The sequence below is a fragment of the Pseudomonas sp. FG1 genome (genome assembly GCF_034313875.1).
In the GTDB taxonomy this organism is placed as follows: domain Bacteria; phylum Pseudomonadota; class Gammaproteobacteria; order Pseudomonadales; family Pseudomonadaceae; genus Aquipseudomonas; species Aquipseudomonas veronii.
Genome location: NZ_JAVIWP010000001.1, coordinates 6,388,568 through 6,402,637, shown reverse-complemented (window position 1 = coordinate 6,402,637; position 14,070 = coordinate 6,388,568). Strand labels below are relative to the sequence as shown.

Genomic DNA, 14,070 nt, shown 5'->3' with positions numbered 1-14,070 from the left:
GCTAATTTTCTGGGTTTTTTTTGCGTGGCTTTGCAGTACTCTTGCCGCGAACCGCCCCGTAAGAGGGCAGTACTTTCCGCCACGCGTGTAAACCATCTTTCCAGTCCCTGTGGGACTTTTCAGTGAGGTTTACCATGCGAATCACCTCCGAGCTTATCTGCCAGGCCGCCGACCAGCTTCACGGTTTTGTCGGCCTCAACCGCAAGACCGGCCAGTACATTGTGCGGTTCAGCGAAGACTCCTTCGGTATGGATGTCGCCGATGACGGCATCATCCCCACTGCCGAATTTGTCTGGCTGCCGGCCCCCGAGCACGTCATGACGTTGTCCCGTGAGCGTCTGCAGCTGCTGCTCGATCAGAACATCGACGATCGCATCAACATCACCGAGCCGCTGCGCGTGTACATGCGGCGGGTGGAGATCCCGCAGATCAGTGCGTTGCGCAGTCTCGTCAGCTAGCCTGAGCGGCGTTTTGGCATCGATGAAGATCAACGGCGGGAGGGCTTCCGGCTGCCGTTCAGTTCTGGAGTGTGTAGGCCCGCTCCACCTTGCATACGCGTGTGTGAAACGCCGAGTACCAAGTGGAACGCCCCTGCTCGCGCACCGCCCGATGCTCGGCCTGTTGTTTCCAGGCGAGGATGTCGGCTTCGCTGCGCCAGTACGATACGGTGATCCCCAGGCCATCCTCCCGCGCCGACTCAACCCCGAGAAAGCCCGGCTGCTCGCGCGCCAGTTCCAGCATGCGCGTGGCAGCCTCAGCGTAACCGTGGTCACCGGCGGTGCGCAGTGAGCTGAAAATCACTGCGTAGTAAGGCGGGGCGGGGGTGTGGGCAATCATACCGAGGTCTCCTGGCAGGCTTTGAGCAGAGCGATCGCCAGCGGCGGCGTGACGCCCTTGAGGGCGGCGCGTTCGGGCTGGAACAGCGTGGCGACAAAGAACGGATGGTCCAGCAACTCCACCGCGCGCAGGTCGCCGGCCGAGTCGTGGCCGCAGGGGATCAGAGCACCGTCCAGCAGCGCGCTGGCGAAGTCGGGGTTGATGCCGTAGCGGCAGCGATAACCTTCGTGGATATCGCGTGTGCCGTAGGCGTCGGCGATGCGCGTGTAGGCGGCCAGGCGCACGGTGTCGGTGGCTTCCACCAGAGAACAGCTCAGTGGCGCGATCACCGCACGTGGGGCGTTGGGGGCCAGTTCGCCATGTTCGGCATCGGCCCAGCCCAACACATTGCGGGCATATTCCAACACCGCGTGTTGAAAACCGCCGCAGGTGCCGAGGAAAGGGCGCCGCTGCTCGCGGGCAAAACGGATCGCACGCAGTGCGCCGTCGATGTCGCGGTACGGGCTGGCGGGCACGCACCAAAAGCCATCGAAACCCTGCAGCGCGGAGGTGGTGTTGAGGGTGTCGGTCTCCAGCCATTGCGTGCGAACCGTCAGGCCCAAGGCGTCGGCGGCCTGTTGCAGCGCCACGGGAATGGCCTGGTGCGCAATGACATCGGGGTTGTAATCGCCGATCAGGGCGAGGTGCAGTGTGCTGGCGTTCATCTTAGGCATCCCCTGGCTTGTTGTGTCCTGGCGCGCACTATAGATTGGCGTTCACGCAATCAATATTGGCGTTTGCCCACATGTTCAATGCACTCACGCACTATCGAATCGATTACCCCGACCTGTCGCTGATCCTCGCCCTGGTGCGCGGTGGCACCCTGGCGCGGGCCGCCGCGTTGTTGCGGGTGGATGTGTCGACGGTGTTCCGCGCCGTGCGGCGCCTGGAGGCCGCGCTGGGCCAGACGTTGTTTGAAAAAAGCCGCGCCGGTTACCTGCCCACCAGCCTGGCCAGTCATCTGGCGCAACAGGCCGAACGCGCCGAACAAGCCCTGGAAGCGGCGCGGGTCGGCGTCGAGCAAGGCGGTGAAGTGATCAGCGGCACCGTGCGCCTGACCTGCACCGACTCGGTACTGCAAGGCTTGTTGTTGCCGGCGCTGGCGCAGTTCATGCCGGATTACCCGGCGCTGACCCTGGAGCTGAGCACCTCCAATGACTTCGCCAACCTCAGCCGCCGCGATGCCGACATCGCCTTGCGCCTGACCCGGACACCGCCGCAGCATCTGGTCGGACGTTGCCTCGGCACCGTGAGGTATCAGGTGTGCGCGAGCACAGGTTTTGCGCGGCGGCACGCAGGACGCGAGCTGGCAGAGCTGGCCTGGATCGCACCGGATGATTTCCTGCCCGATCATCCCACCGTCGTCTGGCGCCGCGCGCAGCTGCCGGGTGTGCGTCCCGGCTATCGCTGCAACAGCATGTTGTCGGTCACCGAACTGGTGCGGGCAGGGCTGGGCGTGGCGGCGCTGCCGGATTTCCTGTTGGATGAACACCTGCAACCGCTGGGCCCCGCGTTGGCGGGGCATGACACGGCGCTATGGCTGCTGACGCGCCCCGATTGCCGGGCATTGCGCTCGGTGGTGACGCTGTTTGATCAACTGGGGCGGCATGTACGACTGAGCCCCTGAGACCGGCAGGCATGGGGTGCTTAAGGTTTTCGCACAAACTGCGCATGCATTTCACACGTCAGGGTATCGATGCGCTCGGTCAGTTGCTTGGTCATTTCCGTCAGCCGAGTGTTCTGCTCCAGCAGTTCCAGCAGCTGTTTGCTGGTGTTCTGCGCCTCGGCCTGGCGCTCGGCATTGGCGACGGCCAGCGCTTCACGGTGCTGCGCGTCGGCGTCGGACTGGGCTTTGTCGCGCGCGGCCTGGCGTGTCTGGGCCAGCAGAATCAGCGGCGCCGCGTAGGCCGCTTGCAGGCTGAAGGCCAGGTTGAGCAGGATGAACGGGTAGACGTCGAAGTGCGTGATGCCGCTGACGTTGAGCGCAATCCACACGGCCACGATCAAGGTTTGCGCACCGAGGAACATCGGCGTGCCGAAGAAGCGTGCGAAAGCCTCGGCCTTGAGGGCGAAGGTGTCGTTGCCAAAGGTCGGCGCCAGGTGCGCGTGGCGTCGATGGAAACGTAGATGATCGACGGGGACGGCTTTGGGGTTGTCGGGGGTTGGGCTCATGGCAAACTCGGGTCATCAATGTTTAAGACAGGTGGCCACTATAGCCTTGGCGACCTGTCTTACGCATGAATAACCCGAGGACGACCTGGGTTGCCTACGAGATGCCGTATGACCGCCTCAGGCGGAATGGGCGACCGCGTAGTTACTCGCATTGACCCGGTTGCGCCCGGTGTCCTTGGCGGCGTACAGCGCGCGATCCGCCGCGTTCAGCCAGGTGGCGGCATCGGTGAAGATCCGTTGGAAATCGGCGAGGCCGATGCTCAGGCTCACGCGCAACTCGGGGATCTGCGGGTTGCGATAATTACTGAAGTTTTCGCGGATACGCTCCATCACCCGTGCGGCTTCTTCCAAGGGCATTTGCGGAAGAATCACACAGAACTCATCGCCCCCGTAGCGTCCAGCCAGATCGTTTTCGCGCAGGTTGCGCCGTATCTCCAGGCTCAGTTGGCGCAGTACGGCATCGCCGACGATATGGCCGTGAGTGTCATTGATTTGTTTGAAGTGATCGATATCGATCAGCGCGATGGTGGCGTGGCTTTGCTGCTGCCGGCACTTGTGGAACTTGAGGTGCAGCAGATCTTTCCAGGAACCGTGGTTGAGCAGGCCGGTGAGGCTGTCGGTGCGGCTCAGGGCGCTGAGGGCACGTTTGTGTTCCGACAGTTTGATCGCCAACTCGTAGCAGACCATGCCGATGGCCATGGGGTACAACGTCAACATCGGCAGACAGGTGTAGACCTGCAGCAGGCTGACGTCGGCGTTGAACCGCACGCCGAACAGCGCCCATGCCACCCCGATCCCCACCCCTTGCGCGAGCAAACCGCGCAGGAACAGGCGCTTGCCGCCGGCGGCGAAGTTGTTCATGGTCATCATCGAGAGGATGGTCACGGCCGTCAGCGGCGTGAACTGGGCAGCGGCGGCCCAGAAACCACCGCACAACGAGTCATACAAAATGTTGCGCTGTTCGGCGTGGTAGGGGAAGGGTGAGCGGATTGACAGTTGGTACGCCACATGTGCCCACGCCAACCCATTGAACAGCAGGAACGCCCACACCCAGCCCGGCATCGCGAGCGGGTACAAGCCGCCGATGACACTGATGCAGCCGATACCCAGGCCGATGATCCTTGGCTTGTAAATACGCCTGGCAAATGAAAGCCCTTTGCCTCGTCTGTTTTCCATAGATTCCCAGGTCAGCTCTTTTTCACAGATTCAGCCGCGCGCGTGTGCAGGGATAACCGTTGATCGGATAATGTGTGTGAATATTGTCGATTATTCATGTAGGAATAATCAGTGTCCTTCCAGGCCATTCGCGCAAAACAGAGGGCAAATAGGCCAAAAACGACCAGGTATGTCGCGTCTGCAACGGTCGTTTACTGCGGGCGGCGAGTATCGGCGTCGTAGCGGGCCAGAAACATATCGATTGCCGACTCGATCACGCGGGCTTGGTCGGCGGCGTCGAGGGTGGGTTGGCCGAGGGTGATCTGCGGCCAGAAGGCGAACGCCTTGAGCAGGCTTTGAATCTGGTGCGCGGCGAAGGCCGGGTCGGTACACGTGAGCCGGCCGTCTTCCTGGGCGGCGCGCACCCATTGAGTGAAACCTTCTTCGCGCATGCTCAAGCGGTTGACCATGTCCTGGGCGCGTTCCGGCGAGTGAATGGTGGCGGCGATGGCGACCCGGGCCAGGTCGAGGAAGTTAACGTCCGACATCATCTTCATCTTCGCTTCCAGCAACCCGCGCAGTTGTTCACGCAGCGGGCGGTCGCCGGCGTAGCTCACGTCGAGTTGCGCGACGCTACTGGCCCAGAGTTGGTTGAGAATTTCGGCGAACAACTCTTCTTTGCTGGGGAAGTGGTTGTACACCGTGCGCTTGGAAACGCCGGCGGTGGCGGCGATCCTGTCCATGCTGGTGACCTCGAACCCATTGACCCGAAACTCTGCGATGGCGGCGGCCAGGATGGCTTCGCGTTTGCGTTGGGTGAGGCGTTGAGGCGCAGTCATGAACAGTGATCGACTCTAAAAGGAAAATTACACTCGGTAGTTTACTTGCTCCGGGTTTTGTTGCAATCTTGAAACTACACTGTGCAGTGTAATTCCATGAGCGGTCCGTAGGAGTCACCTTGTAATGGCCACGATTTCAACCCGTCTCGATCCCTCGCCTGTGGTACGCAAAGCTGCCGAACAGGAGCAAGGCACCTTCAGTAACCATGCTCCCGTACAGCGCGCCGGCTTCGGCAGAACCTTGCGCATTTTCTGGAAGATGCTGTTTCACAAGCCGCGCAGCACGCGGCCGGTGGGGGAGATTCCGGTACATTCGCTGACCCGCGAACAGCTGTCGGCCGCCCCCGACCACAGTGTGTTCCGCCTGGGGCATTCCACCGTGCTGCTGAAAATGCGCGGCAAATTCTGGCTGACCGACCCGGTATTCGCCGAGCGCGCTTCGCCGTTCAGTTGGGCCGGCCCCAAGCGATTCCATGCGCCGCCGATCAGTCTCGAAGACCTGCCGCCGTTGGAAGCGGTGATTCTTTCCCACAACCATTACGACCATCTCGACCGCAAGGCCGTCATCCAACTGGCCGACAAGACCCGCTACTTCCTTGCGCCGCTGGGCGTCGGCGACATCCTGGTGAAGTGGGGGGTGGACGCCAGCCAAGTGCGGCAGTTGGATTGGTGGCAGGGCAGCGAAGTCGATGGCATTCATTTTGTCGCCACTCCCGCGCAGCATTTTTCCGGGCGTGGTTTGTTTGATAGCAACCAGACGCTGTGGTGTTCCTGGGTGATGATCGATGGCGCGCGTCGCGTGTTTTTCAGCGGCGACACCGGTTATTTCGACGGCTTCAAACGCATCGGCGAACAGTACGGGCCGTTTGATCTGACGCTGATGGAAACCGGTGCTTACAACGTCGACTGGCCCCATGTACACATGCAACCGGAGCAAACCCTGCAGGCGCACATCGACCTCAAAGGCCGCTGGCTGCTGCCGATTCACAATGGCACCTTCGACCTGGCCTTCCATGCCTGGCACGAGCCTTTCGACCGTATCATGGCGTTGGCGTGGGAGCGCAACGTGTCGATTACCACACCGGCCATGGGGCAGGCGTTCAGTTTGAGCCAGCCCGCGCGAGGTGTCGCGTGGTGGTTGGAGGTGGAGGTTCAGAGCGGTAAGGAAGCGCTTGTGAACTGACGGTTGGGGAAATCGGAAAAAAAGGAATTTTCAAGGTGTTGCAGGCCTACGACAAACGCCAGATGAGAGTGCGATGATCTCGGGAAGGTCAATTTCCGGGAGTCGGCTCTGATGGACAATAAATGTGGGAAGTCTTTGCTATCGCCTATGTCTTGTCGGCGGGAAGCGTTTTTACCCCCCTCTGCGGAACCGGTTTGTTTGGCGCAGGCGCCCTCCAACGCTCACGTCGAAACGGGGACCACGACGGCATTGGGCATCGGCTACGTCCCCGATGCACATCTTGGTGCCGGCGTTGTAATCCCTGGCTATAACGTGCCGGCCCTGCCTCTGAAACCTGTGCGCGACCCCGCGCTGTCATTGATCGCCTTGAGTGGTGTCGAGCCCACTGAATCGGGCAAGGTGGAAGCTGCCTTGGTGCAACACTCCAGCAATTGCGCCGTCCCCTACACGTTGGCGGGCACTCGCGTGGGGTTCGCCGACCGCCTTGTGCGTGGCAATGATCAGGAGCCGATTGAACACAGCGCATCCTTCCTGGAAGCGTTGGGCTTCCTGCGTCAGGCCGGTGCCCAACTGGTGGCGGTGCCGGCAGAGCGGGCTGATGACGGCCTGCGCTTCACCCTGCATTCGCGCAATGAAATCGATGAGCGTGTGAGTGAGTATCGGCTGGATGCGCTGGTGTCCGAGAGCCATAGCGCTGCATTCCATGCCGCGTGCTGGAGTGGCTACCCGAGCCTTGGTGAGCCGCTGGGGGACGGGGTGACGCTGTGGTTCTATGGCGCACAGTGGTCGAAAGACTCGCTGAAGGTGCTGGTGCAGGGCTATCGCAACGCCCGTGGCCTGACTAATGGGTAGGCAAAGCTACCAACTGCGCTGAACAATCCCACGGTTTGAACAACCTGCGTCGCGCAGCCTGGAACGAGGGGGGTTTTTAGACTGGTGTACGGATCAATGTGGGTCCTTCATCACTTCTTACGCCTTCCGGGAGGTGCTTCATGTTGGGTATTGGTTATGGCATGGGTGTGTTTGTTCACCAGGTGCAGCGAGTGCTGCCTGCGCAGTCTTCATCGGGGGCTTCAGCGCCGGTTCCCCCGGGAACGGAATACGCCAGCGTGCGTGAGCTCGGCGAGCAAATGGCCCGGCCGGGTGGGCTCACTTCGGCGAATCTGGTCAGTTACCTGCAGGAGCGCATTCACAAGCTGGACCCCAAATTGAGCTCGATCATTGAACTGAACCCCGAGGCCTTGCAGATCGCCCGCGAGCTCGATCTGGAGCGCGCCAATGGCAAGGTGCGTGGCCCGCTGCATGGCATTCCCGTGTTACTCAAGGACACTATCGAGACGGGAGATACCCAGCAAACCAGCGCTGGCGCCTTTGGCTTGGTGGGCAGTGCGGCGCCCAAGGATGCCTTCATCGTCGAGCGCTTGCGCGAGCAGGGGGCCGTGATCCTGGGTAAAACCAACTTGACTGAACTGGCGGGCTTTCGCGGTGGCCCCGATGGTTCGAGTGGGCGGGGCGGGCAGACGCGTAACCCGCATCAAGCGGGCGCAGAGGTGGGTGGTTCGAGTTCGGGGTCGGCCGCCGCGGTCGCCGCAGGCTTCGCTCCCTTGGCGGTGGGCACCGAGACCAATGGCTCGATCATCGTGCCGGCGGCGTTCAACGGGGTGGTCGGTTTCAAGCCCGGCGTGGGTTTGTTGAGCCGCAGCGGCATCATTCCAGCCAGTCATCGGCAGGACACGCCGGGCCCGATGACGCGTTCGGTGTTTGATGCTGCGTTGATGCTTAATGCGATGTCGGGCAGGGACCCTCATGATGCCGCCAGTGTGGATGCGCCCCAAGGAATTGATTACACCGCGTTGCTCAAGCCCGGTGCGTTGCAGGACAAACGTATCGGCTATCCCGTGACCTTTTCCGCGAATGGCGAAAGCTTACCGGTGGACAACAGTCCGCAATTTCGCAAGACGCTTGAAGTGCTTCGCGCGCAAGGCGCGGTTCTGGTGCCGGTCGATATGCGCTTGGCCGACGCATCACGCTATGGCGAACTCTTGTACGCCGATGTGAAGGATGAGTTGAACGACTACCTGGCCAAGCGCGAGGGGTTGCCGGTCAAGTCGGTGTCCGAGTTGATCGCGTTCAATGAAAAGCGCGATGGCACCGACACCGATCACCAACCGACACTCAAGGAGATCAACGCGTCCACCCTCACCGCCGATGAGCGCCAGCCGTTATGGGACGCAATGATCGAGGATTTTCGTGGCACGGTGGATGAACTGATCGCGCAGGAAAACCTCGACGCCATGGTGTCGGACTTTGATACGAACAGCTACTTCGCGGTTGCGGTGGCCGGTTACCCAGGGATCAGCGTGCCATCCGGGAAGAATGAAGACGGCGTGCCGACCAGTGCGTACTTCTTTGGTGCCCGTGGGTCTGAACCCACACTGCTTGCTGTGGGCCATGGCTATGAGCAGGCGGCACAGAAGGTCGCCAAGCCCAGCCTCTAAGCCGTCAGGCAATGTTCACACCCTGGCGTGGCCAACGTTGGGGTTCGCACTCAGCGCCTTACTGCGCCTGCGACGTTGGTGAATCAATTGACGCCGCTGTTGAACCCATCAATCGAGACAGGATGTTTTGTGCAGCGGGTTCCGTTGCGGCGGCTCCCAACTTGCGCGCACGCATCCCCCAGCCAGGCGCAAACCCTGGGAAAAACACCAACCCCTCGGCTTCCAGGCGAAACGCCAGGGTCAGGCGCACGTCATCCTCCACGGCGCCCTGGGTTTCAAACCGTTGAATCGCATCCACCGTCACACCGGCCTGGCGCGACAGCTCTTCGCGGCTCCAGCCGAGCATGACGCGGGCCTGCACGCTGTGCTTGGCGGTGAATTGATGCAGGACGATCTGCTGTTCTACGAAAGAGCTCATTGCCAGAGAGGACATGGGGTGTCTCCAGGGTTCGACGGGGAGGACAAACTATACTGTGTTTTTGTACAGTTGTTTTGACCGCTCATCAACTGGAATTTTCTCCGGCGCCGACACCGTTCTATTTTGAGGCTTGCACGAGGGTATTCGTGTGCGAGGTCGGGCACGGTCTCGGCTAACCCGCCTCAGCCGCCGGCACTTCGCGAATAATCAAATGATCCAGATTCTCGATATCGGCGCTGAACACCCCAAACGTCTGCTCGGGGTTTTTCTTGCTGGGCACCTGTCTAAGTGTCGGCGTCACCCCGTAAAAGAAGCAATATAACGGCCGTGCGCTGCTGGCCGCGGCCTTGATCTGCTCGAGGAACGCTGTGCGCTTGCGGTAATTCTCGATGAGTTTCTTGCTCAGGTAGACGTTGACCGAATAGGGCTTCTTGTCGAGCCAAACCTTCTTTTCGAAGTCGATGCGAAAGCTGTTGGTGTAGTCCTTGATCGCTTTGATCCGGCCCCAGTAGATCAGGCCCTGATTGTCCTGCAGGTACTCGATCTTCTTGAAAAACGTCCAGTACGTCGCGGTATGGTCGCCGATCTTCAAGGGCATCGCCTTGAGCTTGTCCTTGTCGTCGAGGTTCGACACATAACATTCCACCGGGTGTGCGAACACGCTGGTTTTATCCGGGGTGGTGTCGTTGGCGCCGACAGACGCGCTGGTGCGGGTTGAAGGGGGCTTCGCCGGGGCTTGTGGGACTTGCCCCTCAGTGCCGGCCTGCGGGGTTTTACGCGGGTAGGTGCGCCGGGTCAGGACGAATTCCGATGGGAAGTGTTCCTCGCGCTCGTCCTCACTTTCGCCCGTGGCAGTCTTGTGGCTGCTGGCGTAACGGCAACCCTCGATGTGCCGGGTGCCTGGGGTGTTCTTGAAATGCGGGGTGCGTCGGTAGTTGACGTTTTTTGCGTTGAACGTGCTCAGCACATTGCCTGCGTCAAAGGCCGCGCGGCATGTGTCGTTGGGGCAGAGGAAACGGTCCGTGTCGGAGTCGTAGGCGTCGGTTTCGTCGAAATTCAACTCTCGCACGTCGTAGATCGACAGCTTGTCGTCGAGACTCAGGCTGTAGGCCGTGTCGAATTTCATGGGCTCGGGTCCGTGAGAGGTTTGGCTATTGATAGCCGGATATTACGCAGATGTCGCTAGGAAACCGCAACCTCGCGTACCCCAGCGAGGCTGCGATGGCATCCCCCACCGCCCCTATCAGCGCTGCAACCTGGCCTGCTGCTTCTTCCCATGAAAATGCCGAAAATGCGCGTCCTGCGCCGCCGCCAACAACTCCCGATCCCCACGCGTATCGCCCCAGGCCCTGAGTCGATACTCCCCCAGGTCGCCATACACCGCTTCAAGTCGCAGCACCTTGTTCTCGCACCGGCAGTTGTTCCCGGTGAGCTTGCCGGTCAACACGCCGTTGACGACCTCAAGTTCGGTCCCGATCAACTTGATCCCAAGCCGATCGGCAAACGGCTGCAGCACCAACGCCGGCGACGCCGAACACAACGTCACCACCGCCCCCGAGCCCAGTTCCTGCTCCACCGACAACACCCCCGCCGGCCGCATCAACCGCGCCCAACTGCGCTGGCAGTACTCCTCGGCCTTCTGCTGCACCCACGCCTTCTCCACCCCGGTCATAAAGGTGCGGATCAACTGCGCCTTCAACTCGTCCCGGCTGATCTGCCGCACCAGAAACCGCAGCCCAGGCACCGCCAGCTTGATCATCCGGCCATAGAACTCGCCGGCGCCAAAGGCAAACTTGAGGAAGGGCACGAAACTGTCGTGATGGGTCAGGGTGCCGTCGAAGTCAAAGACGGAAAGTACTTTGGCATCCACGGGGCCGGCTTCGAGCATATCTGGGTTCACGGGGTGGCCTCGGTCCTGGCTAGTATTGATTGAGAATGCATCAGCTGTGACCGCAAGAGTTTACTCCTGTATCAATCGGCCGATTGTCGAGTAGAGCCCGGCGGTGAATTCATCCCGGTCATTCGAGCGGTGACAGCGCTGATAGCAATTGGCGGACAAGGCTACAGCATTGGTGATGCGATCCGAACCCTTCGTGATGGACTGCAAAAAATGGCAAAAAAAACACTTCAAGTGGTATGACCGAACCTTAGCCCGCCTGATTGTCTTTAGCGTCTTCTGTTTCGAAATGCCTCGAAATGAGGAAGACACCCATCCTGATACAGCCTCCCCGTCGGGCCTTGGTTGGCGTCCTTCAAGCAATGAGCTCCTGAGCGGTCATCATCAGCTCAGTACCGACCCGATTTTTTAACGTATCGATGAATCGAGTAACTTTTGCATCGATGAACTGACGTGATGTGTAGACGGCGTAAACATTACGCTCGTAGGTATGGTACTCGGGCAAAACACGCACGAGCCTGCCTGAACGCAAGTCCTCAATGGCTGAAAAACCGGCCAGCAAACCTATGCCTGTTCCCTCTCGAATGGCGACTGCCATTGCGTCCATATCATTGACGCTGAAACTCGGGCCTTTGGGGGTAAATAGCGCATCCCCGGTCTTGCTCTTTAATTGCCATTCATCCCGCACATAATCGACGGTGCCCAACAGCAAACACTGATGATCGCTGAGATCTTCTGGCGTTACAGGGGCAGCGTGTTGCTCCAGATATGCTGGAGACGCAACCAGCACACAATGGCTGATGCCGATCTTTTGGCTGACATACGCTGAATCTGGCAGCGTTCGGGCAATCAGAATCGAGACGTCCAGTTGGTCTTCCAGGAGGTTAGGCATTCGCTGAGAAAGCATTAAGTCCACGGTGACATCGGGGAATTCCCGGCGGTAATCCAGCACGGCTGAAGTAACCAACTGCCGTGCTAGCCCCGGCACACAATGCACACGCAACGTCCCCCTGGGTTTCAACGCGGCGTTGCTCGCTTCGGCTTCTGCATTTTCAAGGTCTGCCAGAATTTTGGTACAACGCTCATAAAAGCGCCGGCCAGCGTCTGTCACCGAAAGGCGGCGGGTCGAGCGCTGTAACAGGCGGGCGTCGAGCACGTTTTCAAGCGCGGAAACCGCACGCGAGACATTGCCGACCGTAGAGTCCAGATGGTTAGCCACCGCAGTAAAACTGCCCATCTCAACAACTTTGACGTACACGGACATGTTCGTAAGCTTATCCATCCAACTCTACCTGTCGATCTGATTGCAAACGTTCTTCACTGCCGAAGTCCGCACCCCAAAAAACAATCGAGCCTGGAACGACGAGCCAAGCTTGATTGCCGCATGATGTGGGCGGTATTTGCAGATGCTACACGCTCCTGGCGGTGCTCGATATTACCTCCAGGCACAACAATGATTCCCTTCTGGTCGGCTAAATCAAACGGTTCGTACTCCATAGACTTGGTTGCACAGGGCGCCTGAACACGGCAACCCAGGCGCTGAGTCTTGTACGAACTTGTTGATAAACCAACCGAAGGGCAACCTCATGAACACGTCTTACGACCCGCTTTATCTCTTTATCGGTGGTGAATGGATCAGTGCCGAAGGACGCGCGACCGCCGCTGTCGTCAACCCCGCAACCGCACGTGAGATCGGGCGTGTTCCACTCGCCACCGCAGGCGACCTCGATCACGCGCTCGAAGTGACTCAACAGAGCTTTGAACAATGGCGCCAGACCGTACCCGACAAGCGCGCAAAAATTCTCAAACGCGCTGCCGATCTCATCCTGGAACGGGCCCCACACATCGCCGAGCAAATGACGCTGGAAGAAGGCAAACCGCTTGCGGAAAGCCTGGATGAGGTCACGCGTGCGGCTGAGTACTTCGAGTGGTTTGCCGAAAGCGCGCGCCGTATCGATGGGCGTGTAGTTCCGGCCAATCGTCCCGGTGTGCTGCAAATGGTAAAACGCCAAGCCATCGGCCCTGTCGCTGCGTTCACGCCCTGGAATTTCCCGGCCATTACACCCGCCCGCAAGCTCTCGGCAGCCTTGGCCGCAGGTTGCAGTGTCATCCTCAAGCCAGGGGAAGAAAGCCCCTCCACCGCGCTGGCCCTGGCGCGTGCTCTCGACGATGCAGGATTGCCTAAAGGCGTGTTGCAAGTGGTCTTTGGTGTGCCGGACCAAGTTTCCAGCCACCTGATCGCTTCTCCCATCATTCGCAAGGTGACCTTTACCGGTTCGGTTCCCATCGGTCGGCTGCTATCCGCTCGTGCTGCCGAGGGCGTCAAGCCCATCACCCTTGAACTGGGAGGACACGGGCCGGTGCTGGTATTCGATGACGCAGAAATCGAAAAAGCAGCCGTCGAAGGCGTTGCCAATCGGTTCCGCGGGACTGGCCAAGTCTGCATCTCGTCAACGCGGTTTTTGATTCAGCGTGGCGTCTATAAAACGTTTGTTGAGCACTTTGTGACGGCCACCCTCGCGTTGAACATTGGCGATGGCCTGACGCCCGGCACCCAGGTTGGGCCGCTCGCCAATCCACGGCAGTTGGCCAAGATGGAAGAGCTGGTGGCAGATGCCGTTGCCAAAGGCGCGCGCGTGTTGGCCGGTGGTAAACGCCTGGAATGCAGCGGCTACTTTTTTGAGCCCACCGTGTTGGCGGATGTGCCTATGCATGCCCGAGTCATGCATGAAGAACCCTTCGGGCCTATCGCCGTGCTGATGCCATTCGATCACTTGGCTGATGGTTTGAAGGAGGCCAATCGTCTGCCTTACGGGCTTTCAGCCTACGCGTTCACGTCGAGTGCTCGAACGGCCATTGACGTCGCTGACGGGTTAGAGGCCGGGATGATCGGGATCAACCAATACCGCATCGTCGCCACAGAACTTCCCTTCGGCGGCATGAAAGAAAGCGGCCACGGTTCGGAAGGTGGCATTGAAGGCATCGAGCACTACCTCACCCACAAATTCATCAGCCAGGTTTAAGGAGACAGC

Annotated in this window: 15 protein-coding genes; 6 read left to right on the top strand and 9 right to left on the bottom strand. The window is 60.0% G+C overall.

Going from position 1 to position 14,070, the window contains the following annotated elements; all coding sequences use genetic code 11:
- Positions 1-134 precede the first annotated feature (134 nt).
- Positions 135-458: a DUF2025 family protein gene (locus tag RGV59_RS29480; RefSeq protein WP_017847228.1), complete on the top strand. Its 324-nt coding sequence runs from the start codon at positions 135-137 to the stop codon at positions 456-458.
- A gap of 58 nt (positions 459-516) precedes the next feature.
- Here the strand turns inward: RGV59_RS29480 and RGV59_RS29475 are convergent, their stop codons facing one another.
- Both RGV59_RS29475 and RGV59_RS29470 read right to left on the bottom strand, forming a co-directional pair.
- A complete protein-coding gene (locus RGV59_RS29475; protein ID WP_126585413.1) occupies positions 517-837 on the bottom strand; it encodes an antibiotic biosynthesis monooxygenase family protein in 321 nt (106 codons plus the stop codon).
- Entirely contained in the window at positions 834-1,541 is a 708-nt protein-coding gene (locus tag RGV59_RS29470) for a CTP synthase (RefSeq protein ID WP_017847230.1), read from the bottom strand. Before RGV59_RS29470 ends, RGV59_RS29475 begins: the two co-directional genes overlap by 4 nt.
- Positions 1,542-1,621: 80 nt before the next feature.
- On the opposite strand from RGV59_RS29470, the gene RGV59_RS29465 reads away from it, so the two are divergent.
- On the top strand, positions 1,622-2,503 hold the full coding sequence (locus tag RGV59_RS29465; RefSeq protein WP_126585412.1) for a LysR family transcriptional regulator: 882 nt from the start codon (positions 1,622-1,624) through the stop codon (positions 2,501-2,503).
- 20 nt (positions 2,504-2,523) lie between these two features.
- Here RGV59_RS29465 and RGV59_RS29460 read toward each other — a convergent pair whose 3' ends face one another.
- The 3 genes from RGV59_RS29460 to RGV59_RS29450 all read right to left on the bottom strand — a co-directional run bounded on the left by RGV59_RS29460 (position 2,524) and on the right by RGV59_RS29450 (position 5,042).
- Complete coding sequence (locus RGV59_RS29460; protein ID WP_126585411.1) at positions 2,524-3,048, bottom strand: DUF1003 domain-containing protein; 525 nt, start codon at positions 3,046-3,048, stop codon at positions 2,524-2,526.
- A gap of 117 nt (positions 3,049-3,165) precedes the next feature.
- Positions 3,166-4,224, bottom strand: coding sequence for a diguanylate cyclase (locus RGV59_RS29455; RefSeq protein ID WP_017847233.1), 1,059 nt, complete (start codon positions 4,222-4,224; stop codon positions 3,166-3,168).
- Between the two features lie 191 nt (positions 4,225-4,415).
- Complete coding sequence (locus tag RGV59_RS29450; protein ID WP_126585410.1) at positions 4,416-5,042, bottom strand: TetR/AcrR family transcriptional regulator; 627 nt, start codon at positions 5,040-5,042, stop codon at positions 4,416-4,418.
- Positions 5,043-5,166: 124 nt separating this feature from the next.
- Here RGV59_RS29450 and RGV59_RS29445 point away from each other — a divergent pair, with 124 nt between their 5' ends.
- The 3 genes from RGV59_RS29445 (at position 5,167) to RGV59_RS29435 (ending at position 8,723) form a co-directional block, all read left to right on the top strand.
- On the top strand, positions 5,167-6,225 hold the full coding sequence (locus tag RGV59_RS29445; RefSeq protein WP_126585409.1) for an MBL fold metallo-hydrolase: 1,059 nt from the start codon (positions 5,167-5,169) through the stop codon (positions 6,223-6,225).
- A 198-nt stretch (positions 6,226-6,423) separates the two neighbouring features.
- Entirely contained in the window at positions 6,424-7,077 is a 654-nt protein-coding gene (locus RGV59_RS29440; RefSeq protein WP_017847236.1) for a hypothetical protein, read from the top strand.
- 140 nt (positions 7,078-7,217) lie between these two features.
- Entirely contained in the window at positions 7,218-8,723 is a 1,506-nt protein-coding gene (locus RGV59_RS29435; RefSeq protein WP_052743403.1) for an amidase family protein, read from the top strand.
- Between the two features lie 58 nt (positions 8,724-8,781).
- Here the strand turns inward: RGV59_RS29435 and RGV59_RS29430 are convergent, their stop codons facing one another.
- The 4 genes from RGV59_RS29430 to RGV59_RS29410 form a co-directional block, all read right to left on the bottom strand.
- Positions 8,782-9,156, bottom strand: a complete 375-nt coding sequence (locus RGV59_RS29430; RefSeq protein WP_126585408.1) for a helix-turn-helix transcriptional regulator — start codon at positions 9,154-9,156, stop codon at positions 8,782-8,784.
- Between the two features lie 157 nt (positions 9,157-9,313).
- Positions 9,314-10,267 carry a hypothetical protein gene (locus RGV59_RS29425; protein ID WP_126585407.1) on the bottom strand — a complete coding sequence of 318 codons (954 nt, stop codon included), beginning with the start codon at positions 10,265-10,267 and terminating at the stop codon, positions 9,314-9,316.
- Positions 10,268-10,384: 117 nt separating this feature from the next.
- The gene (locus tag RGV59_RS29420; protein ID WP_126585461.1) at positions 10,385-11,029 is read right to left on the bottom strand and encodes an HAD-IB family hydrolase; all 645 of its coding nucleotides are present in this window, start codon (positions 11,027-11,029) and stop codon (positions 10,385-10,387) included.
- Positions 11,030-11,393: 364 nt separating this feature from the next.
- Positions 11,394-12,320, bottom strand: a complete 927-nt coding sequence (locus tag RGV59_RS29410) for a LysR family transcriptional regulator (RefSeq protein ID WP_126585406.1) — start codon at positions 12,318-12,320, stop codon at positions 11,394-11,396.
- Between the two features lie 304 nt (positions 12,321-12,624).
- Between RGV59_RS29410 and RGV59_RS29405 the strand changes: the two genes are divergently transcribed.
- Positions 12,625-14,061, top strand: coding sequence for an NAD-dependent succinate-semialdehyde dehydrogenase (locus RGV59_RS29405; RefSeq protein WP_017847242.1), 1,437 nt, complete (start codon positions 12,625-12,627; stop codon positions 14,059-14,061).
- The last annotated feature ends 9 nt before the right edge of the window (positions 14,062-14,070 follow it).